The organism is Streptomyces sp. NPDC008238, assembly GCF_042956445.1.
GTDB lineage: Bacteria > Actinomycetota > Actinomycetes > Streptomycetales > Streptomycetaceae > Actinacidiphila.
In genome coordinates, this window is sequence record NZ_JBIBGK010000031.1 from 15423 (window position 1) to 42251 (window position 26829).

A 26829-nucleotide genomic window follows, 5' to 3' on the forward strand; every position below is an offset into this window, starting at 1 on the left:
GGGGCACGCGGCGGTCAGCGGACGGGGCCGGTGATCCGCAGCAGGCGGGGCGCATGTGCGGCGGGTTCGGGCAGGCGCAGCGGTGCCAGGCCGGGGGTGATGCTCCCCAGGACCGTGGCGCGGCGGGCTCCGGTGCCCGAGGTGAGGGTGCCGGGCAGGCCGTTGACGGTGAGGAAGCCGAGCACGGCGAAGGCGAGGGCCTCCTTGGCGTCGGAGGGCAGGCCCAGCTCGTCGCTGGGACGCAGCGTCACGCCGGGCAGTTCCTCGCCGATCATGCGCATCAGGACGGGGTTGCGGGCACCGCCGCCGGAGACGACGAGGCTGGTGACCCCCTGCGCCCGGCAGGCGTCGGCGACGGTGACGGCGGTGAGCCTGGTCAGGGTGGCGAGGACGTCGTCGGTGCCGGGCGTGGGCACGGCGGCCAGCGCCCGCTGCAGGTAGGGCAGGTGGAAGAGTTCCTTGCCGGTGCTCTTCGGCGCGGGCCTGCGGTAGTAGGGGTCGTCGAGGAGGACCTCGAGCAGGTCGGGGCTGGTGCGCCCGGCGGCCGCGCGGCGGCCGTCCTCGTCGTAGGCGGCGGCGCCGTCGGTGAAGTGGCGTACGGCCGCGTCCAGCAGGGCGTTGGCGGGGCCGGTGTCGAAGGCCAGCGGTTCGGCGCCGGGGGCGACGACGGTGATGTTGGCGATGCCGCCGAGGTTGAGCGCGGCCGGCACCCCGGGCAGCCCGCGCAGCAGGAGGGTGTCGGTCATCCCGACCAGCGGGGCACCCTGGCCGCCCGCTGCCACGTCCCTGCTGCGCAGGTCGGACACCACCGGCAGTCCGGTGGCCTCGGCGATCCAGGCCGGCTGGCCGAGTTGGAGGGTGCCGCGGACGGTGCCGTCCTCGACCCAGTGGTGCATCGTCTGGCCGTGGGAGACGACGAGGTCGGCGGCACCGCCGCACAGCTCGTCGAGGGCGCGTGCCGCGGCGTCCGCGAAGGCCCGGCCGATGCCGGTGTCCAGGGCGCACACGTCCTGGGTGGTCGTCGTCGCGGGCGGCAGTGTCGCGCCGATGAGGTCCCGCAGGTCGTCCTCGTAGGGGACGGACAGGTGGCCGAGCGGCCGCATGTGCAGGGTCTCGCCGTCCAGGGTGAGGTCGGCGGCGGCCGCCTCGATGGCGTCGTACGAGGTGCCCGACATCAGGCCGATCACGCGCATGGCTTCTCCCAACTCTTGTGTGCGGGGCGGTCGTGTGGTGCCCCGGGGTAGAGGCCGCCCGTCGGCGGCCCCCACCCCGGGAGTCCTCATCAGGCGCCGGCGCCCGCCGCGACGCGACCCGGTCCGGAGCCGGACTCCGGTCCGCCGTCGGTCAGCTCGACCTCGTGCACCTCGCGGACCTCGGGGGCCTTGTGGAACAGGCTCATCACACCGCCGATGACCAGGGTGATCACCACGCCGATCGGCACCAGCCACTGGGCGGCGATGGCGGTCGGCACCGTCGCGCCCGCCACGGTGACGTCGATCTTCACCGAGCGCACGATGTAGGTCATCACGCCGACCGTGACCAGGAACGCGACGACCGCGTCGACCTCGTTGGCGCGCCTGACGATCCGGCCGAGCAGGAAGGCGCCGAGCAGCGCGCCGTAGGTGTAGCCCGCGATGGTCAGTCCGGTGATGTACACGTTGCCGGTGCTGGTGCTGAAGGCGCACGCGAAGACCGCCATGAGCACGGCCCACACCAGCGTCATCACCCGGGCGAGCTTGAGCAGCGACTCCTCCGAGGGGGTGCTGCGGAAGAAGCTGTGGATGATGTCGGCGACGGTCGAGTTGGACATGGAGTTCAGCGCGGAGGACAGGGAGCCCATCGCGGCGCCGAGGATGCCGGCCACGAGCAGGCCGGAGATCACCACGGGCAGCCCGTGCAGGATGAAGTTCGGGTAGAGGTTGTCGGAGCTGTGCAGGCCCAGGTCGGCGAAGCTCTTGCCCTTGTTGTACGACCACAGCAGGGCGCCGACGAGCGAGAAGGCGGCGAACTGGAGGGTGACGAAGACGCCGGAGGCGATCATGGCCTTCTGGCCGTCGCGCAGGGAGCGGGTGGCCAGGACGCGCTGGACGATCAGCTGGTCGGAACCGTGGCTGGCCATCGCGAAGATGGCGCCGCCGATGATCGCGGTCGGCAGGGCGAACGGGCTGGTGAGGATGTGCGCGAGGTCGAAGTTGGTGTCGAACAGCTTGAAGTGGCCCGAGTGCAGGGCGTCGGAGAAGCCGCTGGTGCCGACGTGGCCGGAGAGCACGGCGATGGCGAGGATGGCGCCGCCGAGGTAGAGGCCCATCTGGATGGCGTCGGTCCAGATGACCGCCTTGATGCCGCCGAGGTAGGTGTAGACGACGGTGATCAGCGTGAGGACGATGATGATCACGCGGTAGCTCGCGTTCACGCCGAACTCGTCGAGCAGCAGCTTGATCGGGATCGCGGAGGCGAACAGGCGGACGCCCTCGGCGAGGAGGCGGGTGAAGACGAACGTCACCGAGGCGAGCCCTTGCAGCTTCAACCCGAATCTGTTGCCCAGGTACTGGTAGGCGCTGACGAACCCGCCGCGCTTGTACAGGGGGATCAGCACGGTGGCGACGACCACGCGGCCGATGACGTAGCCGAGGGCGAGTTCGACGTTGCCGAAGCCCTGCCCGCTGTAGGCACCGCCGGGCACGCTGATGACGGTCAGCACGCTGGTCTCGGTGGCCACCACGGAGAAGGAGACGGTCCACCAGGGCATGTGCCCTTCGCCGACGAAGTAGTCCTTCGCCGTCTTCTGCCGTCCGGCCAGTCGCAGTCCGATCCAGGCGATCGCGACCAGGTAGACGACGATCACGACGAGGTCGAGTTGACGCACGCTCGCTCCTAAGCAACAGCCGGCGGGATCACCGGCGCGGTGGGGACAGTGGGTGACGTCGCCCGGCGGACTCGGACGACGTGGGGTTCGTGCGGCACGGTGGCGTCCCGTGCCAGCAGGCGCGCGCCGTCCAGCGGGTCCCCGAGCGGGGGCCGCGGGTCCAGCGGTCGCGGGGAGGCCTCGAGCGCCGTACGCAGCGGCGCCATGAGCGGTTCACCGAGGCCGGTCAGCCCGCCGGTGACGGTGACGGGCAGGACCTCGCCGCCGATCCGGGCGGCGGCGGCGAGGACGGCCTCGCCGAGTGCGGTGGCGGCGTCCCGGACGATCTCCCCGGCGACGGGGTCGCCGGCGGCGGCCGCCGCGGCCACGTCCGGGGCGAAGGAGGCCGCGGTGCGGGCGGGGTTGCCGCCGCCGGCGAGGGCCGCGGGCAGGGTGTCCGGGTCGCCGAAGCGCCGGGTGGCGGCGGCCAGCAGGGCGGTGGCCTGGCCGCGGCCGTCGTGGGCGCGCAGTGCGGCCCGCAGGCCGGTCACCCCGATCCACGCGCCGCTGCCCTCGTCGCCGAGCCAGGGGCCCCAGCCGTCGACGCGGGCGTACGAGCCGTCCTCGCCGATGCCGATGGCGACCGAGCCGGTGCCGATGGCCAGTACCACGCCCGTACGGCCGCCGAGGGCGCCCGCGTGGGCGGTGACGGCGTCGCTGGTGACGGCGACCTCGTCGGCGGGCAGGTCCCGCAGCAGCAGTCCTGCCAGGGTGCGGGCGGCCTCGGGGGCCGCGGCCGCTCCGGCGGCGCCGACGCAGACGGCGGCGAGCCGGCCGGGGGCGTGCCCCTCGATCAGCGGCAGGACGGCGGCGCGCACCGCGGCACGCGCGGCCTCGACACCGCCCTCGGCAGCGAGCCCGGGTGCCCCCGGGACCTCGTGGACGGGGCCGGCGGTGCCGTCCGTGCCGACGAGCACGGCACGGCAGCCCGTCTTCCCCAGGTCCACAGCCACTGCTGCTGTCATGCGGCACGCCCTCGTGTCGTACGGGATCCGGCACCTCGGGTGGTCACGGTCGGCGGTGACCGGCGCGGATCGCGGTGCAGCGAGTATCGGAAGGCAGACGTCCGTATGTCAATAAGTAACTTCACGAAATGCATCACGTAAATTTTTGACGCCGCCGACGGACGTGGTTACGCTGACGCCACCCACTCAGGAGGGAACCCATCCATGGCCTCCCAGGACCCGACCCCCGCCTCCGCGCCGCCGGCACAGGAGACCGCCGCCGGCGGCGACATCCTGGCCCGGGTCCGCGCGGCCATGCCTGGCCTGGCGCCCTCCGAGCGGCGGGTGGCGGAGGCCGTCCTGGCCGATCCGGCCCAGGCGTCGGAGCTGTCCATCAGCGCCCTCGCCGAGCGGGCCAGCACCTCGGTCGCCACCGTGATGCGCTTCTGCCGGACGATGAAGCTGGGCAACTACCCGCAGCTGCGGCTCGCACTGGCCGCGGCCGCCGCCCGCGAGCACGCCCTCGGCGGCGAGCGCCCGACCCCGGGCACCGACATCAGCGCCACCGACACCCTCGAACAGATCGTCCACAAGATCGTCTACAACGAGGTCCGCGCCCTGGAGGACTCCGGGGCCGCGCTGGACGTCGAGGCGCTCGGCCGGGCCGTCGACGCCGTCGCGGGCGCCCGGCGCGTGGACATCTTCGGCATCGGCGCCAGCGCCTTCGTCGGCCAGGACCTGCACCAGAAGCTGCACCGCATCGGGCACATGGCGTTCATCTGGACGGACCGCCACGCGGCCCTGACCGCCACCGCCCTCCTCGGCCCCGGCGACGTGGCCCTGGCGATCTCCCACTCCGGGGAGACCGAGGACACCGTCGAGCCCCTGCAGGCCGCCGCGGAACGCGGCGCCACCACCATCGCCCTGACCAACGTCCCGGGCTCCACGCTGGCCGACAGCGCCGACCTGGTGCTCGCCACCTGCGCCCGCGAGACCCCCTTCCGCTCCGGCGCCACCGTCAGCCGGATCGCCCAGCTCGCCGTGATCGACTGCCTGTTCGTCGGCGTCGCCCAGCGCTCCTACGACGCCACGACCGCGGCGCTGCAGAAGACCTACGGGGCCGTGCAACGCCGCAGGCGCCCGCAGCCCCAGCGCCGCACACCGGCCGAAGACTGACCGCCGGCCCCGCACCACACCCCCGCACCACCAGCACCACCGAAAGGACGACCGCGCCGTGGACCTCAGCACACTCGGCACCGAGACCCGCAACGAGCGGACCGCCGAACTGGACCGCATGCCGGTCTCCGAGCTCCTGACCGTGATGAACGCCGAGGACCAGACCGTCGCCCTCGCCGTCCGCGAGGCCCTCCCCGAGATCGGCACCGCCGTCGAGGCGATCACCGAGTCCCTGCGCCGCGGCGGCCGGCTGGTCTACCTCGGCGCCGGCACCAGCGGGCGCATCGGCCTGCTCGACGCCGTCGAGTGCCCGCCGACCTTCGGCACCGCGCCCGAGCAGGTCGTGGGCCTGCTCTCCGGTGGCCCCGGCGCCTTCATCGTCGCGGTCGAGGGCGCCGAGGACGAGCCCGCCCGGGCCGTCGCCGACCTCGACGAGATCGGCATCGACGAGCGGGACACCGTCGTCGGCCTCGCCGCGAGCGGCCGTACCCCGTACGTCATCGGCGGCCTCCAGCACGCCGCGAAGCGCGGTGCCGTGACCGTCTCGGTGGCCTGCAACAGCGACGCGCTCGTCAGCCGCTACGCCGACATCCCGATCGAGGTGCCCACCGGCCCGGAGATCCTCACCGGCTCCACCCGGCTCAAGGGCGGCACCGCCGAGAAGATGGTCTGCAACATGCTCTCCACCGCGTCGATGGTCCGCCTCGGCAAGGTCTACGGGAACCTCATGGTGGACGTGCGGGCCACCAACAAGAAGCTCGTCGACCGGGCACGGCGCATGGTCGTCCAGGCCACCGGCGCCGACCCCGACACCGCGGCCGAGGCCCTGGACGCCGCGGGCGGCCACGCCAAGACCGCCATCGTCATGCTGCTCACCGGCAGCACCGCGGAGGACGCCGCCCGGCGCATCGAGCAGGCCCACGGCGACACCCGCACCGCCGCCGGCCAGGCCTGATCCCGGCCGCCACGGGCGGCGGCCGGGCACGACGGTCCGGTCACGACGGTCAAGCACGGTCCACGCCACGGGCGCCCCGTCCGCACCCCCGGTCACCGAGTCCGCCGTGTAGGGCTCGGCGATCGGGGGAATCTGCCGCACTACGCGGCAGTTTCCCCCTGGGGAGGCGAGCCGCCCCCACACACGGCCATGGACGAGACGATCCCGACATGCACGCAGCGGAACCGGGGGACGCACACGGAGGACCGGCGGCGCACCAGGGCGCGGTCATCTCCGTCGACCCGGCGGGCCGTGTCGACGGATGGAGCGCCGGAGCCGAGAGCATCCTCGGCTACCGCCGCGACGAGGTGATCGGCCGGCCCGCGCTGGACCTCGTCGACAGCGACGCGCGCCGGACCCTGGCGGCGGGCCTGGCCGCCCGCCGCTGGGCGGACCGGACGGTGCTCCGGGACAAGGCCGGGCGACGGGTCGAGGCGGACATCATGATCCGGCCGGCGTCCGCGGACGGCCGTTCCACCGTGTGGTTCGTCAGCGGGCCGCCCGGCCCCGCGGCGGGCGAGGACGGCAACGACGAGGCCGACCGCACCGTCGCCATGCTGGAGCGCGCCTGGTCCCAGTCGTCCGCGGCGATCGTCGTGTGGTCCCCCGGCCTGCGCCTGCTGTGGGCCAACGAGCGCACGGTCCGGCTGTTCAACGCCGAGGTCGACGCCATGCGCGGGCGCCGGCTCACCGAGATCCTCACCCCCGACAGCCAGCACTTCGCCGTCGAGGAGGCGCTGCGCCGCGCCCGTGACACCGGCACCACGCAGTACGTCGTCACCCACGAGCAGGTGCCCGCGGAGAAGCGGCCCCGCCAATGGGCCATCCACGTGGACCCCCTCCAGGACGAGAGCGGCACGGTGGTGGCGCTGTGCTCCATGGCGCGGGACAACTCCGCGGAGTACTGGGCCCGCCGGCGGCTGATCCTGCTCAACGACGCCCGCCGGAGCATCGGGCTCTCCCTCGACGTCGGCAGCACAGCTCATGAGCTCACCGACCTCGCGGTGCCCGACCTCGCCGACGTCGCCATGGTGCACCTGCTGCCCCAGGCACTCGGGGGCGGCACGACCTCCCGCGACCCGGTGGAGGTCCGGCTCGCGGCCGCGAGCGGCCGTGAGTGGCCACTCCCCCGGCTGGACCGCCTCCCCTGCGACGGGCCCGGCGACACCCCCGGCTGGCACGTCGTGGACCGGCGGTCGCTGCCCGGCCGCGCCCTGTCCGAGCGCCGGGCCGTACGGGTCGACCTGCCGCACGAGGCCGCGATCTGGGCCGAGCTGGAGGGCGGCTTCGACCGGAACGCGCGCGGCGGAGCCATCTGCGCCCCGCTGACCGCCCGGGGCAGCACCCTCGGCGTGGTGACGTTCCTGCGCCGCGGGCCCGGGTTCGACGCCGACGACCTGCTGCTCGCCGAGGAACTCGCCGCCACGACGGCCATGTCCATCGACAACGCCCGCAACTTCCAGCGCGAGCACAGTACGGCCCTGACGCTGCAGCAGAGCCTGCTGCCCCGGGAGCCGCCCGTCCAGAACGCGGTCGACGCCGCCTACGGCTACCGTCCCGCCGACCTCGCGGCGGGGGTGGGCGGCGACTGGTTCGACGTGATCCCGCTGTCCGGCGCCCGCGTCGCCCTGGTCATGGGCGACGTCGTGGGACACGGCGTGCGGGCGGCCGCGACGATGGGCCGCCTGCGCTCGGTCGTCCGTACCCTCGCCGACGTCGACCTCCCCCCTGAGGAGCTGCTCACCGGCCTCGACGACATCGTGAACCGGCTGGACCAGGAGAGAGCGGCCGACGCCCCCGACCCGGAGGTCGGGGCCTCGGTCCTCTACGCGGTGTACGACCCCGTCTCGCGCCGGTGCCGGATGGCCCGGGCCGCCCACGTGGAACCCCTGCTGGTGCTGGCGGACGGCACCAGCCACCGGGTGGAACTCCCCGAGGGACCGCCGCTGGGGCTGGGCGGGCTCCCCTTCGAGTCGGTCGAGATCACCCTGCCCGAGGACTGCATGCTCGTCCTGTTCACCGACGGACTGGTCAAGTCACGGCAGCGGGACATCGACGAGGGGATCGCCAGGCTCCAGGCGTCCCTGGCCGCGGCGACGTCCTCGATCACCGCGGTCTGCCAGGACATCATGGACACCCTGCTCCCCGAGGGCGGCAGTGACGACGCCGCGCTCCTCGTCGCACGTCCGCGCGCACTGGACGCCGCCGACGTCGCGCACTGGGACGTGCCGGCCGAGCCCGCCGCCGTCGCGAGGGTGCGCGACGAGGTGAACGCGAAACTCGCCGACTGGGGACTGGAGGACCGGGCCTTCGCCACCGAACTCATCGTCAGCGAACTGGTCACCAACGCCCTGCGGCACGGCCGCGCCCCCATCCGCCTGCGGCTGGTCAAGGACCGCTCCCTCATCTGCGAGGTCACCGACGGCAGCAACGCGGCCCCCCACCTGCGCCGGGCACGCACCTTCGACGAGGGCGGGCGCGGCCTCTTCCTGGTGGCGCAGCTGTCCACCCGCTGGGGCAGCCGGCCCACCGCACGGGGGAAGATCATCTGGTCGGAGCAGCAGCTGGACCAGGCCGGCTGAGCCGGGCCGCGGCGGCGCACCGCCGATAGAGTGAAGATCGCGGGGGTACGGCGGCACCGGGAAGGCGGCGACGGCCATGGCCGGACGGTTCGGCTACCGGCGGATCTACGAGGACGCCTCGCCGCAGGAGGGCAAGCGCGTGCTCGTCGACCGGCTGTGGCCCCGGGGTGTCAGCAAGGAACGGGCCCACCTGGACGCCTGGCTCCGCGACGTGGCGCCGTCGGCGGACCTGCGCCGCTGGTACCACCACGACACCGAGCGCTTCCCCGAGTTCCGCGACCGGTACCTCGCCGAGCTGGAGGACGCCGATCACCGGCCGGCCGTCGAGCACCTGCGCGACCTCGCCGGTGACGGCAAGGTCACCTTGCTCACCGCCACCAAGGACGCCGACCACAGTGAGGCCGCGGTGCTCGCCGGCTGGCTGGACTCCGAGGGGTCCTCGGGATCCTCGCGGCGCTAGGCGGTCACCTCCGGGTCCTGCAGAGCGCCCCGGATCGCCCCCGGCACCACATGCGCCGACGGATCGCCCCGGCGGTGCGGATCGTCCACCGGCGCCGGGAGCGCGCGCTAGCGTGGTGGCATGCGCCACGTAGTGACCGAGGCCGACACCGCGACGACGGTGGGCAGCGGAGACGTACCCGTACTGTCCACGCCGCAGTTGATCGCCTGGATGGAGGCGGAGACGGTGCACGCGGCGGTGCCCTTCACCGCGGCGGGCCAGACGACGGTGGGGACGGCGCTGCGCGTCGAGCACGTCCGCGCCACGCCGGTCGGCGGCAAGGTCGACGTCTCCGCGGACCCTCCCCCCTCCCCCACCGGCGGCCGCCTCACCTTCCGCGTACGGGCCGTGGACGACGCGGGCCGGCTCGTCGCGACGGGGGAGATCGACCGTGCCGTCGTCGACCGGGAACGTTTTCTGGCTGCCGCGCTCAGCGCGGGAGACGGTCCAGGAACTCCTGAGCGGTGATCGCCGAGCCGCCCTCGAACGACACCACGGGAACGACCTCGTCGTCGTACTGGACGACGGGCGTCCCCACGACGCCGAAGGACCGGAAGCCGCCGACCGCGTCCCCGGCCCAGCTCAGGTAGGTGCCGTCCGTGACCTTGCGGTCGAAGTCGGCGGACCTCAGGGCCTCGACCCGGCTGGCCAGCGAGAGCAGCACCGGCGTCTCGGCGTAGCGGTCGTTCACGGGCGGGAACGGCTGCTCGGCGAGGAGCACCGCCAGGTAGTCCATGAACTGCCGCTGCCCCGTGTCGCTCGCCGCGGCGAGGGCGCTCAGCCCGCGCTGTGAGCCGATGCCGCCCACGGTGTCGTCGATCTCCGCCGCGAAGTGGAACTTCAGGACCGTGCCGCCCTCGTCGGCGGTCCTCCGCATGGTGCCGAGCAGGTTCTCCGCCATGGTGTGGCTGGGGCGGTCCCGCAGTTCGAGGAACACCTGGAGGTCGTGGGCGCTGTCCGGGTCGCCGTAGTACATGGTGGTGCCGCCGGCGCCCGTCGTGTTCGCCGGGATCATACTTCGAGCGTCCCACACCCGGCCGGACGGCACGACCTGGTCACGGCCCCGGCACGGACGGCCGCCCGTGGGTGCGGAGCCGGCGGGGTCAGTGCTTGAAGACGTCCTTGGTGCTCTCCTTCGCGCCCCGCATCTTCCCGCGCGTCTCCAGAGCGGCGCCCTTCGCGGCGAGCTTCTCCTTGTGCATCGCGTGGGCCGCCTTCCGCACGGTCTTCCCGACGACCTGCTCCATCTTCGCCTTCGTCTTCTCTGCGGCGCTCATCCCGGCACCTCCACGACCTCTCACCGGCCGCGTGCCCGTGGGACGGTGGTCGAAACCACCTGCGCGGCGCGGACGCGGCTGCTGAGCCGGTTCCCCGGGGCTGCCCGTGCGGGGCGCGCGGCCCCCCCGGGTCAGAGCAGCGAAGCGGTCACCTCGGCGAGACGCCGGCGGTACTCCGGGTCGTACGCCTCGGCGGCCGCCCGGGCCTCCTTCTCCCCTTCGAAGTACCGGCCGGTGACCGCTGCCAGCTCGGGCGCGTCGACCAGGCGCCGGGTGGCCGCGACGCCCTGCTCCAGGGTGTCGACGACGTCCATGCCCGACCGCCGGGACATGGTGGTGGGCATGAAGCTCGCCGGGTGCACGCTGTTGACGGTGACGCCGGTGCCGGCGAGTTCCCCGGCGAGGTCGAGGCTGTGGCAGATGAGCGCCAGCTTGGAGCGGCAGTAGGCGGCGACGTCGGTGTACTCGCGGGTGAGTTCGGGGTCGTCGAGGTCGAGCGGCTGCTGGCCTATGGAGGCGACGTTCACGATGCGGGCGGGCGCCGCGCGGCGGAGCAGCGGCAGGAGTTCCCGGGTCAGCACGAGCGGTGCCAGGTAGTTGACGGCGAGGCGCAGTTCGTGCCCGTCGGCTGAGGTCTGCCGCCGGGTGCCCTCCGCGTGGAAGCCGACGCCGGCGTTGTTGACGAGCACGTCCAGCCGGTCGTGCCGGGCGGCGACGGCGGCGGCCAGGCGCCGGACCTCGGCGAGCGAGGAGAGGTCGGCCCGGTGCGGTTCGCCCCCGGTGGCCGCGGCGACCTCGGCGAGCCGCTCGGGGTCGCGGCCGTGCAGCAGCAGGGTGTGCCCGCCGTCCGCGGCAAGGTCCTCCGCCAGGGCTCGGCCGAGCCCGTCGGAGGCGCCGGTGATGAGGATCGTGGCCATGTCGTTCACCTTTCTGGCCTGGTGACCGCCGGTCGGCCGGCGGTGGAACGTGCCCGACCCTAGGTCGCCTGTCCATCGGATGGCCAATAGGATCGTCGACATGGTTCATCAGAATCCCGATGGCAGTGCGGCCGTCCCCGGCGGCCCCCTGGACCTGGGGCTGCTGCGCACGTTCCTTGCGGTCCACCGGGCCCGGTCGCTCACCACGGCCGCCCGGATGCTGGGCGTCTCGCAGCCGACGGTGACCGCGCAGGTGCGCGCCCTGGAGCAGCAGCTCGGCCGGCAGCTCTTCGAGCGGCTTCCGCGCGGTGTCGCCGCCACCTCCGTGGCCGACGAACTGGCCGGGCAGATCGCCGGGCCGCTGGACGCGCTGGCCGAGGTCGCCGGCCGCGGCCGGCCGGGACCGGAGACGCCCCAGGAACCGGTGCACCTGGCGGGCCCGGCGGAGATGGTGTCGGTGCGGGCGCTCCCCGTCCTCGCGCCGCTGGCGGCGCGCGGCGTCCTGCTGCGCGTTACGACCGGCCTGGCCGAGGAACTGCTCGAGGGCCTGCACGCCGGCCGCTTCGACCTCGTCCTGTCGGCGGTGCGGCCGCGCGGCCGGTCGCTGGCCGCGGTGCCGCTGATGGACGAGGAGTTCGTGCTGGTGACATCGCCGGAGTGGGCGGCCGGGCTCGGGCGGCTCACCTGCGACGACCCCGGCCCGCTGCACGGGGTCCCGCTGGTGGCGTACGCCGAGGACCTGCCGATCCTGCGCCGGTACTGGCGCCACGTCTTCCGTACCCGGCTGAGCGCCCGGCCCGCCGTCGTCGTCCCGGACCTGCGCGGCGTGCTCGCCGCCGTCGTCGCCGGCGCGGGCGCGACGGTGCTCCCCCGCTACCTGTGCGAGGCGGAGCTGGCGTCCGGCGCGCTGGTGGAGTTGCTGACGCCGCAGGATCCGCCGATCAACACCGGCTTCCTGGTCGCGCGGGCCGGCGCCCCCGCGCGCGCGCCGGTCACCGCCGTACGCGAACGGCTCCTGGCGGCGGCCCGCGACTGGTGAGGCCCGATGTCAGGTGCGTTGCAGCCGGTTTGACGTAATGTCGTCCACGACCACCACACGTCCGACCGCGGGGTCGAAACCCAGCACCGGGTGCCCGTGGTCCCCCTCGGCGGACATGAGCACCGCCTTGCCGAGCCGACGGCCGACGGCCCTGAGGAAGGCGCACAGGACGTCCACGCCCCTCTGCCCACGCAACTCGCGCAGGTCCACGTCGAAGTCGACCTCCTCGGCCGAGTACATCCGGAACACCGCGGTCACACCCGGGACCGGCGAGACTACAACGTCGGTGTCCCTGCACCATTCTGACGCTCCGACAGATCCGCAGCCCGTGGCAGCGGCCCGGGGACTCCGTCCTGTTCGTACGTCCACGCCCAGCCGCGAGAGCGGACGAGGTCGAACACCGCCTGCCAGTCGCCGGCCGTGGTGCCGGGCACGCACACGTCCGGAAGGGACCCCATCAGCTCGGGGTCGAAGAAGTCGCGGACGTCGTCCCACAGCAGATCCGGCACCGGACCATGCTGCCCGCCCGGGCGTCCCGGCCGCACCGGTGTTTCCCGTGTGCCCGAACCCCCGGTCATAGCGGGTCTTGTCGCCACTCGACGGCACTCGACGGCGTTCGGGGGGATCTGCGATGACACAACTGTGCCATGGCACAAGAGCGACGCCACGTAGCCCTTGAGCGGGGACATGACCGCCTCGATGATCAATGGCCGTCCACTCTTCACATGGCTTGAGGAGTTTCCTTGCCCACGGTTCACATCCCCCGGCCCAGGTCCGGGGCGATCGCGCTCGGCGTGGTCGCCGCCCTGGCACTCGGGGTCATACCGGCCACGGCCGCCGTATCCGCGGACCACGCCGGTCGCGGGCCCGCCGCCGGCGCCGCACAACGGCCACCCGGCAACGGCGGAACGCACACCGTCACCCTCATCACCGGCGACAAGGTGACCATCGGCACCGCCGCCGACGGCACCGTCATCCGGTCCTTCCAGGGCGCCGGCGGCGCGACCACCGGGTTCCACCGGGCGGTCGTCGACGGGGCGACGTACGTCTACCCCGACGCCGTCCTGCCCTACGTCAGCGCCGGGAAGCTGGACGAGCAGCTGTTCAACGTGACGCGGCTGATCGCCGACGGTTACGACGACGCGCACTCGTCCCGGCTGCCGCTCATCGTGAGCTACACCGACGCCGCCGCCAAGTCCCGCACCCGGCCGAAGATGGCGGGTTCGACCGACGTCCGCCGGCTGGACAGCATCCAGGGCGCGTCACTCGCCCAGAACCGCGCGCAGGCGCCGGCGTTCTGGTCGGCGCTGACCGGCGGTGCCGGTGCGGCGGAGGCCCGTTCGGCGAAGCCGGGCTTCGCGGGCGGTGTCGCCAAGGTCTGGCTCGACGGCAAGGTGCAGGCCGACCTGGCCGACTCGACCACCCAGATCGGCGCGGACAAGGTCTGGGCGGAGGGCAACACCGGCGAGGGCGTCAAGGTCGCGGTGCTCGACACCGGGGTCGACGCCGAACACCCCGACCTCGTCGACCGGATCGCCGACAGCGCCAGCTTCATCCCCGACGAGCCGGACACCCTGGACTACCAGGGTCACGGCACCCACGTCGCCTCGACGATCGCGGGCACCGGCAGCGCCTCCGACGGGAAGGAGCGGGGCGTCGCCCCCGGCGTCCGCCTGGACATCGGCAAGGTGCTCAACAGCGAGGGCAGCGGCCAGGAGTCCTGGATCATCGCGGGCATGGAATGGGCCGCCCGCGACCAGCAGGCCAGGATCATCAGCATGAGCCTCGGCGGTTCCGGTGACCACACCGACCCCATGAGCCAGGCGGTCGACCGGCTCAGCCGCGAGACCGGCGCGCTGTTCGTCATCGCGGCGGGCAACAGCGGACCGCACACCATCGGCAGCCCCGGTGCCGCGGACTCCGCGCTGACCGTCGGCGCCGTGGACTCCGCGGACCACCTCGCCGACTTCTCCAGCACCGGCCCGCGTGACGGCGACGCCGGCCTGAAGCCGGAGATCACCGCGCCCGGTGTCGACATCCTGGCGGCCCGCTCCCACTACAAGCGGGGCTCGGGCTACTACACCACGATGAGCGGCACCTCGATGGCGACCCCGCACGTGGCCGGCGCCGCCGCGCTGCTGGCCGCCGCCCACCCGGACTGGACCGGCCCGCAGTTGAAGGAGGCGCTGGTCAGCAGCTCCAAGGCCACCCCGGCGTACTCCCCGTACGAGGCGGGTGCCGGCCGCCTGGACGCACCGGCCGCCGTCCACACCTCGGTCTTCGCGACCGTCAGCGCCTTCTCCGGCTTCCACGCCTGGCCCCAGACGCCGGGCGAGACGGACGTCCAGAAGGTCACCTACACCAACACCGGCGACGCACCGGTCGCCCTGAACCTGGCGATCGACTCGAAGGCCCCGGCCGGGCTGTTCACGCTCTCCGAGGACAAGGTCACCGTCCCGGCGCACGGTACGGCCTCGGTCTCCCTGAGCGCCGAGCTGGACCGGCTGCCGCTCGACCAGTCGCTCAGCGGCATGGTCACCGGCACGGACGGCACCGGAACGGTGCGCGCCAAGACCCTGATCGGCGCCGCCAAGGAGGGCCGCCGGCAGAGCCTGACCGTCACCGCCAAGGACCGGTCGGGCAAGCCGCTGGCCGGCCGGGTCATGCTCACCGCCGAGGGCCTCTTCACGACGATCGACCTCGACGAGTCGGGCACCGGCACCGCGCGGCTGCCCGTCGGCACCTACAGCGGCTGGCTCACCGCGGACGTCCGGGGCGCGGGCGGCCCGCACTCGCTCGGCATGGCGCTCCTCGCCTTCAACGACGTGCAGTTGGACCAGGACCGCACCGTCACCCTCGACGGCCGCAAGATGCGCCAGATCCTGGCGCGCGCCCCGCAGCAGACCACCGCCGTCGCACCGCGCCTGGACGTCCACCGGTCCTTCGGCGACAGCCTGGTCGAGTCGTCCATGCTGCCCAACGCGACCTACGACAGCATCTGGGCGCTCCCGACCGGCAAGAAGGTCACCGACGGCGAGTTCGAGTTCGGTGCCCGCTTCCGCCTGGAGCAGCCGGCGCTGACCCTCGGGACGGCCACCAAGACCTACGCCGACCCGCTGGTCAAGCGCGGAGGCAAGCCGCTGCCCGCCGGCACCCGGACGCTCACCGCGGTCTACGCCGGTGAGGGCACCACCGCCGAGCTTGCCCGTACGCACGTACGCGGAAAGGCCGTCGTGGTGCGGGGCGATGACCCGTCCTCGATCCGGGCCGAGGCCGCCGCGGCGGCGGGCGCGCAGGTGCTCGTCGTCGTCAACGACGGCATCGGCCGGCTCCAGCCGTGGGACGAGTCCCCGTGGAGCCCGGAGAGCCCGGCGCCGCTGACGGTGGCGACCCTCGACGCCGACCAGGGTGCCGACCTGATCGGCGCGCTCGGCCGCGGACCGGTCAAGCTGAAGGTCACCTCGAACCCCACCACCGACTACCTCTACGACGTGGTGCACCACTGGTCCGGCGCCGTCCCGGCGGACCCGACCTGGCGCGTCAGCCGGCATGACCTCGGAAAGGTGGACGTCTCCTTCCGCAACCACCGCCAGGGCAAGGCGATGGAGTTCCGCCCCGACGTCTGGCGCGGCTGGGTGGTCGGCAACCAGCTCACCACCCCCGCCCAGGGCGACCGGACCGACTGGGTCACCGCCGACGCCAGTTGGCTGGACGACGCGTTCATCGCGGGCGAGACGGGCCAGCACGCGATGGACGTGCTGCGCTACCCGGCCGGGAAGACCGGCGAGGTCTCCTGGTTCGGGCCGATCCAGCGCCCCCGGATGGGCCCGATCGGCTACCAGCCGGTGCGCTACCTCGACGGCGTCTACATCCCCGCACCCGGCTGGGGCGACTCCGGCTCCGGCCACGTCGGCGAGGCCTACGGCAACTACGACGTCAAGGACTGGATGTCGCTCTACCAGGGCGACCGGCAGCTCAACTGGGGCAACGCCGAGTACCTACCGATCACCGGACTCGCCCCCGAGCGGCTGCCCTACCGGCTGGTCGTCGACAACGACCGCGCGGCCTGGACCCACCCGTACTCGACGCACACCCTGACCGAGTGGAACTTCACCTCGGCGGCCACCGGCCCCGAGGCGGCGGTGTCGCTGCCGCTGATCCAGCTCGACTACGGGGTGGACACCGACAAGGCCGGCCGCGCCGACCGGCACGCCGAGCTGACGGTGGCCGCCTCGCACCTGCCCGGCACGACCGCCGCCATCGGGAAGCCCTCGCTCGAGGTCTCCTACGACGACGGGAAGACCTGGCAGCGGGCCGGCCTGGACCGCAGCGGTGACGGCTGGCGCACGGGCCTGCGCGCCCCGAAGTCCGCGGGCTTCGCCACGCTCCGGGTCACCGCCCGGGACGCGGAGGGCAACACCGTCTCGCAGACCATCACCCGGGCGTTCGGCCTGCGCTGACACCCCGGCGAACCACCCGGTGGGCGGGACCGCGTACAGCGGCCCCGCCCACCGGCGTTCCCGGGCCGTTCCGCCGCGCGCCACGCCGTGCGGGGGCACCGCTCGCCCGCGGTCAGCGCTCGGGCGGCGCCGCGGGTGCCAGCCGTGCCGGTGGTGGCAGCGGTGCGTGCCGGGGACGGGCCTCGAACGCCTGGATGACCAGCCCCGCGAAGCGCCGGGAGGCCGTGACCTGGGTGGCGGCCGACGCGGCGTGGATCCCCTTGTTGGCCATGAGGACGAGGATCAGGTCGTCCAGGACGAAGTCGGAGCGCAGGCGTCCGGCGTCCTTGGCGCGCCGGGCCAGTCCCGCGACGGCCTTCACCGTGTACTCCCGGCCCGCGAGGTCCGGCGCCCCGGGGAAGGCCGACAGGAAGGCCTCGGTGAAGCCCCGGTCGCGTGCGTGCAGCTCGCAGATCCTCTCGATCACCCGGCACAGGCCGCGCCACGGGTCGGGGTCCGCGCACCCCTCGTCGACGATGGCGCGGCATGCCCGCAGTTGGTCCGCGAAGGCCTCGGCGATCAGCGCCTGTTTGGTGGGGAAGCGGCGGTACAGCGTGGCGGGCCCCACCCCCGCGCGCCGGGCGATCTCCCGCATCGGCACGTCCAGGCCGTCCGCCGAGAACAGCGCGCGGGCCGCTTCGAGGACGCGTTCGCGGTTGTCCGCGGCGTCGGAACGCAACTTCTGGGGCAATCGACCGGGCACGCTCTCACTTTACCCAAGCGGACGGGGGCGTCCGGTTACCGTCCACGACGTCAGAGCCCGCCACGAGCGCCCCGGTCCCACCGGCGGCGGTCGCCGGCGGGGTACGGAACGGGACCGCGCGGAGCGGTCCGGGAACGGGAACGCGGAGACGACGATGAAGGCAGTGGTGATCAAGGAGTTCGGCGGTCCCGAGGGACTGGCCGTCGTCGACCTGCCGGCACCCGTGCCTGCTGCCGGGCAGGTGCTCATCGCCACCGAGGCGGTGGGCGTCGGCGGTGTCGACACGGTGATCCGGAGCGGGGCCCTGGCCGCGTACGGCTTCACGGAGGGCTTCGTACCCGGCAGTGAGGTGGCGGGCACCGTCACCGCGGTCGGCGACGGGGTCGACGCCTCGTGGACCGGGCGGCGGGTGTGGGCTTTCACCGGCACCGGCGGAGGCTACGTCGAACAGGCCGTCGTGCCGGTCGAGCAGGTGCTTCCCCTGCCCGGGGACCTGCCCGCCGTCGACGCGGTGACGCTCGGCAGTGCCGGCGCGGTGGCGCACTTCGGGCTTCGCCACGCCCGTTTCGCCGCCGGGGAGACGGTGCTGGTGCGGGGCGCGACGGGCAGCATCGGGATCATGACGGTGCAGCTCGCGGCCCGCGGCGGTGCCTCCGCGGTGGCGGTGACGACATCGTCGGCCGCGCGTGGCGAGCGGCTGCGGCGTCTGGGCGCGACGCACGTGCTGGACCGCTCCGGCGCCGGCGGTCAGGACGCCCCGGCGGGCTACGACGTCATCGTCGACGTCGTGGCCGGGGAGGGCATGCCGTCGTTCCTCGACCGGCTCGTCCCGAACGGCCGCATGGTGGTCGTGGGCGCTGTCGCGGGCCAGCCGCCCGCGGACTTCGGCGCGACGATCATGGCGGCGTTCCAGAAGTCGTTGTCGTTCGCCACCTTCAGCACGGCCACCGTCGCCCCGGCCGGCCTGCGGGCCGTGCGCGGCGAGCAGTTCGCCGCGGCCGCGCGCGGCGGGATCGAGACGGTGGTGCACGAGGTGCTGCCGCTGGACGCCGCCGTGCTCGCGCACCGGAAGATGGACGCGGGCGAGGTCTTCGGCAGGATCGTCCTGGCACCGTAGCCGGGGGCGCCGTAGCCGGGGGCGCCGGCGCCGCAACGGCCACTGCCGCCCGCCGTCACGCCTCGGCCCGGCAGCGCTGCGCATCCAGGCGGTCAGCGCTGCGCGGGCGGCGTGCCGGCGCCGTACGCGGCGACGGCGTCGAAGAAGCGGAGCGCCTGGCCGACGAAGGCCTCCCGGGTGAACTCCAGATCGCCGTCGACCCAGTTGAGCAGGATCTGGTTGACCCCGCCGACCACGGCCAGGGCCATCGCGGTCACGTCGGCGCCGGGGGCGGTCCGGTCCTCGCGGAGCAGGGACTCCACGAGTGCGGCGAGCCGGCGCAGTCCGCGGCGGCGTTCGGCGGCCGTGAGCGGCCCGCCGGCGAGTGACTCGACGAGTTTGATGCGGCCCTTGCGCGGGTCGTCCAGCACGCCGCCCGCCAGGACGTCGAGCATGCCGCGGGCCCCGGACGCGCCGCGTGCCGCCCGCGGCGCACGGGGAGCGCGTCGCCCGGCGCATGCGCAGCGGCACGGTCGGGATCAACGGCTACGTGCCGGACCTCGCGTCCCCGTACGGGGGCGTGAAGGCCGGCGGCCTCGGGAGCGAACTGGGCCCTGAGGGGACTGGAGGCGTACCGACGGTTCCAGTCGGTCTACCGGCAGTGACACCCGGCGCACGGCGCCGTGGCTCTCGCAGGCCCGGAGATCGTCACCCCCTTGACAGGTGACGGCACCCTGTGCGAACGTCGGCGGCAGCCGCGGTGGTACCCCGGCTCCGCCGATCCCCCACCGGAGGGTTCCCGTGAGAGTTCTCAGCGTCATGAAAGTGGCCACCGTGGCCGTGGCCGTCGTCACCATCGCCTGCGGGTGCTTCCTCCAGGTCTTCTGAGGACGGCACGGAGAAAGGGAGGACCGGCATGCCGGACACGCGGAAGGTCGTCAGGGTCGTGAAGGTGGACCGGGCCGCGGACAGTGGCGCGGTGGCGCGCCGCGCCCGCTTCGGGGCCCTGCCCGAACGCGTCCTGCCCGGGGAGACCACGGAGGTGGTCCCCATCGTGGAGCGCTACCCCTCACAGGACCTCTACGACCACGAGAAGTGGCTCACCTGCAGGTGGGTGTAGCCGCGGGCGCGGGGGGGGGGGGGGGGGGGGGGGGGGGCCCCCCGGGGCCGCGCCCGGGGGCCGCCCCCGCCCCCCGCCCCCCCCCCCCGCCGCCGGCCGCGCCCGGCCGGGCCGCCGGCCCCCCNNNNGGGGCGGGGGGGGGGGGGGGGGGGGGGGGGGGGGGGGGGGGGGGGGGGCGGGGGGGGGGGGCGGGGGGGGGGGGGGGGCCGCCCGCGCCGCGCGCTACCGGGTGCGTCCCCCCGTGACGTGCAGGGACACCGGGACCGGCGGCAGCCAGTACGGCGTGTCGCCGCGCATGACGAGGGACGCCGTGAGGTCCTGCGGCCCGCGCAGGCCGCGGGCGTCCGTCGTGACGGTGAGGGTGGCACGCTCGCCGGGGCGCAGGGTCAGGCGCCCGGGGCTCGTCGAGAGCCAGCCCACGTCCGTCTCGGTCCCGTCCCAGCCGGGCAGTTCCTCCACGGTGGCCACCGGCACCGGGAAGCGGCTCTGGCCGCTGCCGCCCACCCGGTACATGCCCGGGGCGCCGCCGCCGCGGTAGACGGCGGTCGCGGTACGGGGCAGCGCGCTCCAGGTGTCGCTGCCCGGGTCGTAGGCGTAGCCCTCCGGGGTCAGGACCCTGTTGACGCCGACCCGCTTGAAGCCGCCGGAGACCAGGAGCCGCCCGTTCGCGGCGGCGTAGGCGGCGGTGGCCAGGCCTACGGGCATGTCCGCGACGGGCTGCCAGGTGTCGGAGGCCGGGTCGTAGACGTACGCCGCGGACGTCTCCACGTACTCGTGGGTGCCGCCCGCGCAGTAGAGCCTGCCGCTGACGGCGCCGCAGGAGGCCCAGCCGATCGTCTGCGGGTAGTCGGCGGCCCTGGCCCACCTGCCGGAGGCGGGGTCGAAGACGTCGACGGTGCTCGCGCACTCGGTGTTGGTGCAGCCGCCCACGACGTACAGCCGCCCGTCCAGGACGGCGCCCGCCGCGCCGTAGTGGCCCTGCGGGACGGCCGGTCCCCTCGTCCAGGTGTTCCGCGCCGTGTCGTAGACCTGGAGGGTTCCGCTGACCGTCTCCTGCGGGCCCCAGCCGCCGACGGCGTAGAGGCGGCCGCCGATCATCCCGTGGGCGGTGGCCTGCCGGGGCTCGGGCGCCGGGGCGCCGCGGGTCCAGGTGCCCTCCGACGGGTCGTACACGTACAGGTCGGCGGTGGGGGCGGAGCCGTCGGAGCCGAGGGCGGAGTAGAGCCTGCCCCGGTCCGTCTCCACCGCGTTGTCCATCACCGGGACGGGGAGGTCCGGAAGGGTGCGCCAGGCATCGGCGGGGGGTGCGGAGCCCGGGCCGGTGCCGGTGCGCTCGCCGACGCGGAGCGTGGCGGGGGCGGTGCCGGTGTTGCGGACCGTCACCTTGCGGACCGCCTTGCCGCCCGGTGCGGTGGTGGTGTCGATCCCGGTGGTGCCGACCGACAGCCGTCCCGCCGCGAGGCGGAAGGAGGCCCGGACGACCCGGTCGGGACGGACGGCCACGGTACGGGAGGCCGTCCGGTAGGCGGGCTCGGCGGCGGTGACGGCACGGCTGCCGCCGCCCGGCACGAAGAGGCGGTAGAGGCCGTCGCCGACGCGTGGGTCACCGCCGGCGGGGGCGGCCGGCGCCGTCGGTCCGTGGGCGTCGGCGCGCACCACCGCCGCGGCCAGTCCGTGTCCGGTGTTGGCGTCGGTGACCGTGCCCGTGACCACTCCGCCGCGGACCGGGACGAGGGTCCGCCGGCTGACCGTCACGTCGTCGACAGCCCAGAGCATGCCGGGCCCGGTGAAGTGGAAACGCAGTCGCACCGCGCGCTCGCCGGCGTAGGCGGTCAGCGGGACCTCCACACGGCCGCTGTTCCACAACTGGTCCTGGTGCCACACCGTCGTCCACGTCCTGCCGCCGTCGTCGCTGACGTCGACGTCGCCGCTCTGCTCCGCGGCGCCCCGGTAGTCCGTGGCGAAGGCCAGCGCGGGATCACCGGTGCCGCCGAAGTCGTAGTCCGGGCTGACGAGTTGGGTGTCCAGGGCGGTGTCCCAGCCGGCCTGGTCGTTGTCGGCGACTGCGAAGGCCCCCGAGCCGCCGGTGGAGTTGCCGCGGCCGCCCGGATCGTCGAACGACCAGCCGCGGGCGGTCCCGGGGGCGTCGACGACGCTCCAGCCCGCGGGGGCCCCGGCCGTGGAGTCGAAGGACTGGGTGCCGAGGTCACGCACCGTCAGGCGGTAGGCGGGGTCGCCGGCCGCCCAGGTGTCCGCGGGCAGTGCCAGCCGCAGCTCCCGGTCGGCGGCGCCGACCGCCACCTGCCGTACCAGGGGCCGGTAGTGCGAGTCGTCGGCGACGACCCGGAGGGTGTAGGTGCGGTTCGCGGGCAGGTCGAGGCGGTACGCGCCGGTGTAGGGGTCGGACCAGGCCGGGGCGCCCGGAACGCCGTCCACGGTGATCTTCGCGTGCAGCGGCCAGCCGTGCCCCGAACCGTCGTTGACGGTGCCCGACACCCGGTGGGTCGCCAGTTTGCGCAGGGCGACGTCCCGGGTGGCGGCGGCGCCGTCGCGGACGTCGACGTCCGCCGCGCCGCCGGGCGCGTAGCCGTACGCCTGGACCTCGACGTCGTGCCGGCCGGCGGGCAGCGGCAGGGTGTAGCGGCCGCGGGCGTCGGTGGTGGCCCGGAAGACGCCCGCCGTCACCGCGGCCCCGGGCAGGGGCGAGCCGCTGCGCCGGTCGGTGACCGTGCCCGTCACCGTGCCGTGCGGCCCCATGCGGAAGGCGTCCGTGCCGTCCGGGGTGCCGAGGCCGGTGGGCCCGTCGTAGCCGGGGCCGGCGATACACAAATAGGCGGGGGCGCAACGGCCGTTGGCGCCGTCGGTGACGTCGTGCAGTCCGGCGCCGCCGCGGGCGTACGGGTAGGTGTTGGGGTAGGTCCCGGCGACCGGGGCGTCCGCGAGGGCGTAGACGCCGGCGATGATCGGCGCCGAGGCGCTGGTGCCGCCCGCCACGCCCCAGCCGCCGCCGTTGTAGCCGTCGTAGACGGCGACACCGGTGGCCGGATCGGCCACGGCGGACACGTCGGCGACCGTGCGTCCGGCGCAGCCGGCGTCCTTCTGGAACGCGGGCTTGGGCTCGTAGCGGGAGCAGCCGGAGCCGGTGCCGGCCCCGTCGTGGTCCCACACCGACTCCGACCAGCCGCGGGCCGTGCCCGCGTCCCGGGTGAGGGTGGTGCCGCCGACCGCGGTCACGTACGGGGACGCGGCCGGGTAGGCCACGCCGTAGCGGGAGTCGCCGGAGGAGGCGACGACGGCGACACCGGGGTGGTCGTAGTGGACGTCGGCCGCGGACTCTCCGGGGTCCTCGGGGAAGAACGCGTAGTTGGAGCCGTAGGAGTTGGAGACGTATCCCGCGCCCAGCGCCACGGCCCGGTCGACGGCGGCCCCCAGGTCGTCGACGCCGGCGGAGTCCGCCTCGACCAGCAGGATCCGGGCGCCGGGGGCGACCGCCGAGACCATGTCCAGGTCGAGGGAGATCTCCCCGGCCCAGCCGGGGTCGGGGTCCGGGTAGCGGGTGCCGCCGCGCTGGTCGACCTTGGTGAAGCAGCCGTTGGCGGTGGTGCAGGCGGGCAGCCCGTACTGCGCCCGGTAGACGGCGAGGTCGGCTTCGGCGTCCGGGTTGTCGAAGGCGTCGACGACGGCGACGGTCCGGCCCGCCCCGCCGCCGGCGGGCAGGCCGTACGCGCCGCGCAGGTCGGCGGGGCCGAAGCCCTCCGGCTCCTGCCCGGCCGTCCGCAGGCCCTTGCGCGCGGGGAGGTCGGTGCGCCGCAGGCCGAAGCAGGTGAACTCGTGCGGCTCCGGCGTGCCGCAGAGCGGCTCGACATGGCCCGGCGGTGTGTGCGCGGACGCGGACGGCGCCGTGCCGGGCCCGTCCTCCGCGGCCCGGGCCGGCCCGGGGGCGACCCCGAGCACGGCCAGGACGGCGGCGCTCAGCAGACCGGCACCGAGGGACAGCCGTCTGCGCCGGTGGCGCGGACGGCTCGGGAACATGGACAATTCGCAACTCCTGTCGGCATCCTCGGGCGGCGGCACACACCGCCCCCGGATGGGTGAGTTGCACGAAGTCCGGCACAAGTTCCCGGTCCGCCGGGGGAATTCTCGGCGGACCGCGCCGCCGCGGCCGTCAGGCCGTGTCCACCAGCCACTGCCGTACCTGTCTGCGCGCCTTGTGCAGGCGGGACTTCACCGTGCCGAGCGGGATGCCCAGGCGCTCCTCGATCTCGCGGTACTCCAGCTGGCAGATGTCGCGGTACACCAGCGGCGCGACCAGTTCGGGGCTGACGGCCTCCAGCCGTTCGAGGGCGTCCAGCAGGTCGAGCCGGGTCCCGGCGACCACGCTGGTCCTGCGCGGGTCGGGCGTGTCGGCATCGGCCGCGGAGAGGGGCTGTTCGGCGCGCCGCCGTTTGAGCTCGCGGTACTTCTGGCGGGCGCAGTTGGCGACCACCGTGTACAGCCAGGTGTGGAAGAGGCTGCGCCCCTCGAAGGAGCCGATGCTGCGGGCGACCTGGAACAGCACGTTCTGGGCGGCCTCCTCGGCGTCCTCGCGGTGGGGCAGGAAGCGGCCGCAGCGGCGCAAGACCTCGGGCCGGATCCGGGCGAGCAGCAGTTCCAGGGCCGCGGCGTCCCCGGCCGCCGCCCGCGCGGCGAACTCCTCCGTCTCCTGGGCGGGCGTCACAGGGGTCCTCCTCGGTCCTTCCGGTGGTCGGTGCATGATAGGCACATGCCCCCACCTCAGCAGATCGGCCGCTACCGGCTGGTGCGGCCCGTCGGCTCGGGGGCGTTCGCCATGGTGTGGCTGGCCCACGACGACGCGCTCGACGCGCCGGTCGCCGTCAAGGTGATGGCCGAGAACTGGGCGTACCGCATGGATCTGCGGGAGCGTTTCCTCTCCGAGGCCCGGCTGCTGCGCATGGCCGCGTCCAGTCGGCTGGTGCAGGTCTTCGACATCGGGGAACTCCCTGACGAGCGGCCCTACTTCGTGATGGAGTACGCCGACGGGGGCACCCTGGGCGACCTCCTCGCCCGCGGACGGCCGTCCCTGCCCGAGGCGCTGCGGCTGACGGCGGAGGCCGCCCGCGGCGTGGCGGCGCTGCACGAGGCGGGTGTCGTCCACCGCGACATCAAACCGTCCAACGTGCTGATCAGCGGCGCCCGGGAGGGCCGGGAGCGGGTGCTCGTGGCCGATCTGGGCCTGGCCAAGGCGCTCGCCCAGGCCTCCGGCCTGACGATGGCCGCCGGTTCGGCCGGCTACATGGCGCCGGAACAGGCCCGCCCGGACGGCGGCATCGACGTGCGCGCCGACGTGTACGGGCTGGGCGCCCTGCTGTACCACCTGGTCACGGGTTCGGTCCCGGGTCCCGCGGGCGAGGTCGTACGGCCCGGCCGGTTGCGTCCGGGCCTCCCGGCGGCGGTCGAGCGGGCGGTACTGCGCGCCCTGCAGCCGGACCGCCGCAAGCGCTGGCCGAGCGCGTCACGGTTCGCCGACGAACTGGAGGCGCTGGCCGCCCGGTCGGCCGGTCACGAGGAGACGCGGCCGCGCCGACGCCGTGGGCGTGCCCTGGTGGTGGCCCTGTGCGCCGCGGTGCTGGCCGCCGCCGGCGCGGGCCTGGCCGCCTCACGTCCCGGTGCGCCCCGGGCCGCGGCGCCGACGGTGGTGAGCGACGCCACCGGCCGGATCCGGGTGGAGGTCCCCGCGGGATGGGGCCGGGAACTCGTACCGGGCGGCTGGGACCCCGGCGCGCTGGGGCTGCCCGGATCGCACGCGCCGGCCCTGCTGGTCGCCTCGGACGCGGCGAGGTGGCAGGACCTGGGCACCGGCGTCGACGGCGTGTTCGTCGGGCTGAGCGAGGAGGGCGATCTCACCGCCCGGGTGGGTGCGGTGCGGCACGGCGGCTGCCGCTACCGGGGCAGCCGGGGCTGGGGGAAGGACGGACCGCCGGGGTGGAGCGGCCAGGTCCGGCACTGGACCGACTGCGGCGCGCGGGGCGGCTCCGTCGACGAGATCAGCCTCACCCGGGCGGGTGCCGCCCGGACCGGGGTGTACGTGCAGATACGGCAGGCCGGTGGCCGCGACCTGACCGATGATGTCCTCGGCGGTCTGCGGATCACCGGGTGAGACACCGGCCGCCGCGTCCGGCGGCCGGGAGCGACCGCCGGGAAGGACCGCCGAGAACTTCCGCCGCCCGCCGTGCATCCCACGGGGTGTACGGATGCGGACCGGCGCAGGGCCACCGCGGCCTGCCGAGGAGGAACGGGACATGCACGTGGCCGAGCACGAGACGATGCGCGAGGAGATGCGGGCGAGGATGACCGGCGAACGGTCCGGGCGGAGCGCGACGCCGGGGCGTGGCGCACCGCGCGGCGGCAGGGGCCGGTTGCTCCCGCTGCTCGCGGGCGGGCTCGTCCTTTCGGCGGCGCTGACCGGCTGCGGGGACGGCGGCGCAAAGGACACCGCGAGCGCCCCCCGAACGCTGCCCGGCTCGGCCGGCCCGGCGAGCGGGGACCCGGCGGCCTCCGCCCCACCCCTGGGGCAGACCTCCGCCTCGGCGCCCCCCGTGTCCTCGCCGCCCCCGTCCCGGGGGCACGCGAGCACCCCGCCGCAGTCCGGCGGGCGTTGCCACACCTCGGACCTCTCGGCCTCGATCGGCCGCAACGACCCCGGCGCGGGCCAGGAGAACTTCCCGGTCGTCCTCACCAACCGCTCCGGCCGCACCTGCACGGTCCTCGGCTTCCCGGGCCTCGCCTTCGTCAACGCCGCCGGGGAGCAGGTGACCGTGGACCCGGAGCGCGCCACGGGTCAGACCGCGCGGCGGGTCACGCTGGCACCGGGCGCCAGTGCCTGGGCGGCGATGTCCTTCTCCAACCCGGCGATCACGGGCGTGACCACGGTGACCCCGGCGGCGGTACTGGTCACGCCGCCGGACGAGACCTCGTCCCTGAAGGTCCCGTGGACCGGCGGCAAGGTGTCCAACACCGGGAAGGCGTCCGTGCCCCGGCTGGGCCCGTTCCAGCCGGGACGCGGGCCGGCGTGACGGAC

Annotated in this window: 24 protein-coding genes; 12 read left to right on the plus strand and 12 right to left on the minus strand. The window is 74.6% G+C overall.

Going from position 1 to position 26829, the window contains the following annotated elements:
* Window positions 1-14 precede the first annotated feature (14 nt).
* The 3 genes from ACFZAU_RS36140 to ACFZAU_RS36150 form a co-directional block, all read right to left on the minus strand.
* On the minus strand, window positions 15-1193 hold the full coding sequence (locus ACFZAU_RS36140; protein ID WP_500555685.1) for an anhydro-N-acetylmuramic acid kinase: 1179 nt from the start codon (window positions 1191-1193) through the stop codon (window positions 15-17).
* Between the two features lie 89 nt (window positions 1194-1282).
* Window positions 1283-2866 (minus strand): sodium:solute symporter, encoded by a 1584-nt coding sequence (locus ACFZAU_RS36145; RefSeq protein ID WP_500555686.1) that lies wholly within the window; start codon window positions 2864-2866, stop codon window positions 1283-1285.
* A gap of 8 nt (window positions 2867-2874) precedes the next feature.
* A complete protein-coding gene (locus ACFZAU_RS36150) occupies window positions 2875-3870 on the minus strand; it encodes an N-acetylglucosamine kinase (protein WP_500555687.1) in 996 nt (331 codons plus the stop codon).
* Window positions 3871-4074: 204 nt separating this feature from the next.
* Here ACFZAU_RS36150 and ACFZAU_RS36155 point away from each other — a divergent pair, with 204 nt between their 5' ends.
* The 5 genes from ACFZAU_RS36155 (at window position 4075) to ACFZAU_RS36175 (ending at window position 9568) form a co-directional block, all read left to right on the plus strand.
* Window positions 4075-5025 carry a MurR/RpiR family transcriptional regulator gene (locus ACFZAU_RS36155; RefSeq protein WP_500555688.1) on the plus strand — a complete coding sequence of 317 codons (951 nt, stop codon included), beginning with the start codon at window positions 4075-4077 and terminating at the stop codon, window positions 5023-5025.
* Between the two features lie 58 nt (window positions 5026-5083).
* Window positions 5084-5980: an N-acetylmuramic acid 6-phosphate etherase gene (gene murQ / locus ACFZAU_RS36160; RefSeq protein WP_500555689.1), complete on the plus strand. Its 897-nt coding sequence runs from the start codon at window positions 5084-5086 to the stop codon at window positions 5978-5980.
* Between the two features lie 209 nt (window positions 5981-6189).
* Complete coding sequence (locus ACFZAU_RS36165; protein ID WP_500555690.1) at window positions 6190-8601, plus strand: ATP-binding SpoIIE family protein phosphatase; 2412 nt, start codon at window positions 6190-6192, stop codon at window positions 8599-8601.
* A 76-nt stretch (window positions 8602-8677) separates the two neighbouring features.
* Window positions 8678-9061 carry a DUF488 domain-containing protein gene (locus tag ACFZAU_RS36170; protein WP_500555691.1) on the plus strand — a complete coding sequence of 128 codons (384 nt, stop codon included), beginning with the start codon at window positions 8678-8680 and terminating at the stop codon, window positions 9059-9061.
* 120 nt (window positions 9062-9181) lie between these two features.
* Window positions 9182-9568, plus strand: a complete 387-nt coding sequence (locus ACFZAU_RS36175; RefSeq protein WP_500555692.1) for a thioesterase family protein — start codon at window positions 9182-9184, stop codon at window positions 9566-9568.
* Here the strand turns inward: ACFZAU_RS36175 and ACFZAU_RS36180 are convergent.
* The 3 genes from ACFZAU_RS36180 to ACFZAU_RS36190 all read right to left on the minus strand — a co-directional run bounded on the left by ACFZAU_RS36180 (window position 9531) and on the right by ACFZAU_RS36190 (window position 11294).
* A complete protein-coding gene (locus ACFZAU_RS36180) occupies window positions 9531-10115 on the minus strand; it encodes a thioredoxin domain-containing protein (RefSeq protein WP_500555693.1) in 585 nt (194 codons plus the stop codon). The two genes, ACFZAU_RS36175 and ACFZAU_RS36180, sit on opposite strands and share 38 nt — an antisense overlap.
* Before the next feature lie 88 nt (window positions 10116-10203).
* Window positions 10204-10377, minus strand: a complete 174-nt coding sequence (locus ACFZAU_RS36185) for a hypothetical protein (RefSeq protein ID WP_499606727.1) — start codon at window positions 10375-10377, stop codon at window positions 10204-10206.
* Window positions 10378-10508: 131 nt separating this feature from the next.
* Window positions 10509-11294, minus strand: coding sequence for an SDR family NAD(P)-dependent oxidoreductase (locus ACFZAU_RS36190; RefSeq protein WP_500555694.1), 786 nt, complete (start codon window positions 11292-11294; stop codon window positions 10509-10511).
* A gap of 100 nt (window positions 11295-11394) precedes the next feature.
* On the opposite strand from ACFZAU_RS36190, the gene ACFZAU_RS36195 reads away from it, so the two are divergent.
* Window positions 11395-12333: a LysR family transcriptional regulator gene (locus ACFZAU_RS36195; protein WP_500555695.1), complete on the plus strand. Its 939-nt coding sequence runs from the start codon at window positions 11395-11397 to the stop codon at window positions 12331-12333.
* 9 nt (window positions 12334-12342) lie between these two features.
* Here the strand turns inward: ACFZAU_RS36195 and ACFZAU_RS36200 are convergent, their stop codons facing one another.
* Both ACFZAU_RS36200 and ACFZAU_RS36205 read right to left on the minus strand, forming a co-directional pair.
* On the minus strand, window positions 12343-12591 hold the full coding sequence (locus tag ACFZAU_RS36200; RefSeq protein ID WP_500555696.1) for a hypothetical protein: 249 nt from the start codon (window positions 12589-12591) through the stop codon (window positions 12343-12345).
* 17 nt (window positions 12592-12608) lie between these two features.
* Window positions 12609-12842, minus strand: coding sequence for a hypothetical protein (locus ACFZAU_RS36205; RefSeq protein ID WP_500555697.1), 234 nt, complete (start codon window positions 12840-12842; stop codon window positions 12609-12611).
* Between the two features lie 234 nt (window positions 12843-13076).
* Between ACFZAU_RS36205 and ACFZAU_RS36210 the strand changes: the two genes are divergently transcribed.
* A complete protein-coding gene (locus tag ACFZAU_RS36210; protein ID WP_500555698.1) occupies window positions 13077-16793 on the plus strand; it encodes a S8 family serine peptidase in 3717 nt (1238 codons plus the stop codon).
* A gap of 112 nt (window positions 16794-16905) precedes the next feature.
* Here ACFZAU_RS36210 and ACFZAU_RS36215 read toward each other — a convergent pair whose 3' ends face one another.
* Window positions 16906-17535, minus strand: a complete 630-nt coding sequence (locus ACFZAU_RS36215) for a TetR/AcrR family transcriptional regulator (protein ID WP_500555699.1) — start codon at window positions 17533-17535, stop codon at window positions 16906-16908.
* A 154-nt stretch (window positions 17536-17689) separates the two neighbouring features.
* On the opposite strand from ACFZAU_RS36215, the gene ACFZAU_RS36220 reads away from it, so the two are divergent.
* A complete protein-coding gene (locus tag ACFZAU_RS36220; RefSeq protein WP_500555700.1) occupies window positions 17690-18652 on the plus strand; it encodes a zinc-binding dehydrogenase in 963 nt (320 codons plus the stop codon).
* 92 nt (window positions 18653-18744) lie between these two features.
* Here ACFZAU_RS36220 and ACFZAU_RS36225 read toward each other — a convergent pair whose 3' ends face one another.
* On the minus strand, window positions 18745-19086 hold the full coding sequence (locus ACFZAU_RS36225) for a hypothetical protein (RefSeq protein WP_500555701.1): 342 nt from the start codon (window positions 19084-19086) through the stop codon (window positions 18745-18747).
* Between the two features lie 62 nt (window positions 19087-19148).
* On the opposite strand from ACFZAU_RS36225, the gene ACFZAU_RS36230 reads away from it, so the two are divergent.
* Together ACFZAU_RS36230 and ACFZAU_RS36235 are read left to right on the plus strand one after the other, a co-directional pair.
* Window positions 19149-19358, plus strand: a complete 210-nt coding sequence (locus ACFZAU_RS36230; protein ID WP_500555702.1) for a hypothetical protein — start codon at window positions 19149-19151, stop codon at window positions 19356-19358.
* Between the two features lie 189 nt (window positions 19359-19547).
* Entirely contained in the window at window positions 19548-19751 is a 204-nt protein-coding gene (locus ACFZAU_RS36235) for a hypothetical protein (RefSeq protein ID WP_500555703.1), read from the plus strand.
* Window positions 19752-19973: 222 nt separating this feature from the next.
* On the opposite strand, the gene ACFZAU_RS36240 is transcribed toward ACFZAU_RS36235, so the two are convergent.
* Together ACFZAU_RS36240 and ACFZAU_RS36245 are read right to left on the minus strand one after the other, a co-directional pair.
* Window positions 19974-23783 (minus strand): carboxypeptidase regulatory-like domain-containing protein, encoded by a 3810-nt coding sequence (locus ACFZAU_RS36240; protein WP_500555750.1) that lies wholly within the window; start codon window positions 23781-23783, stop codon window positions 19974-19976.
* Window positions 23784-23916: 133 nt separating this feature from the next.
* Complete coding sequence (locus ACFZAU_RS36245; RefSeq protein WP_500555704.1) at window positions 23917-24468, minus strand: RNA polymerase sigma factor; 552 nt, start codon at window positions 24466-24468, stop codon at window positions 23917-23919.
* Between the two features lie 45 nt (window positions 24469-24513).
* Here ACFZAU_RS36245 and ACFZAU_RS36250 point away from each other — a divergent pair, with 45 nt between their 5' ends.
* Entirely contained in the window at window positions 24514-25908 is a 1395-nt protein-coding gene (locus ACFZAU_RS36250; RefSeq protein ID WP_500555705.1) for a serine/threonine-protein kinase, read from the plus strand.
* A 142-nt stretch (window positions 25909-26050) separates the two neighbouring features.
* Window positions 26051-26824 carry a DUF4232 domain-containing protein gene (locus tag ACFZAU_RS36255; protein ID WP_500555706.1) on the plus strand — a complete coding sequence of 258 codons (774 nt, stop codon included), beginning with the start codon at window positions 26051-26053 and terminating at the stop codon, window positions 26822-26824.
* The last annotated feature ends 5 nt before the right edge of the window (window positions 26825-26829 follow it).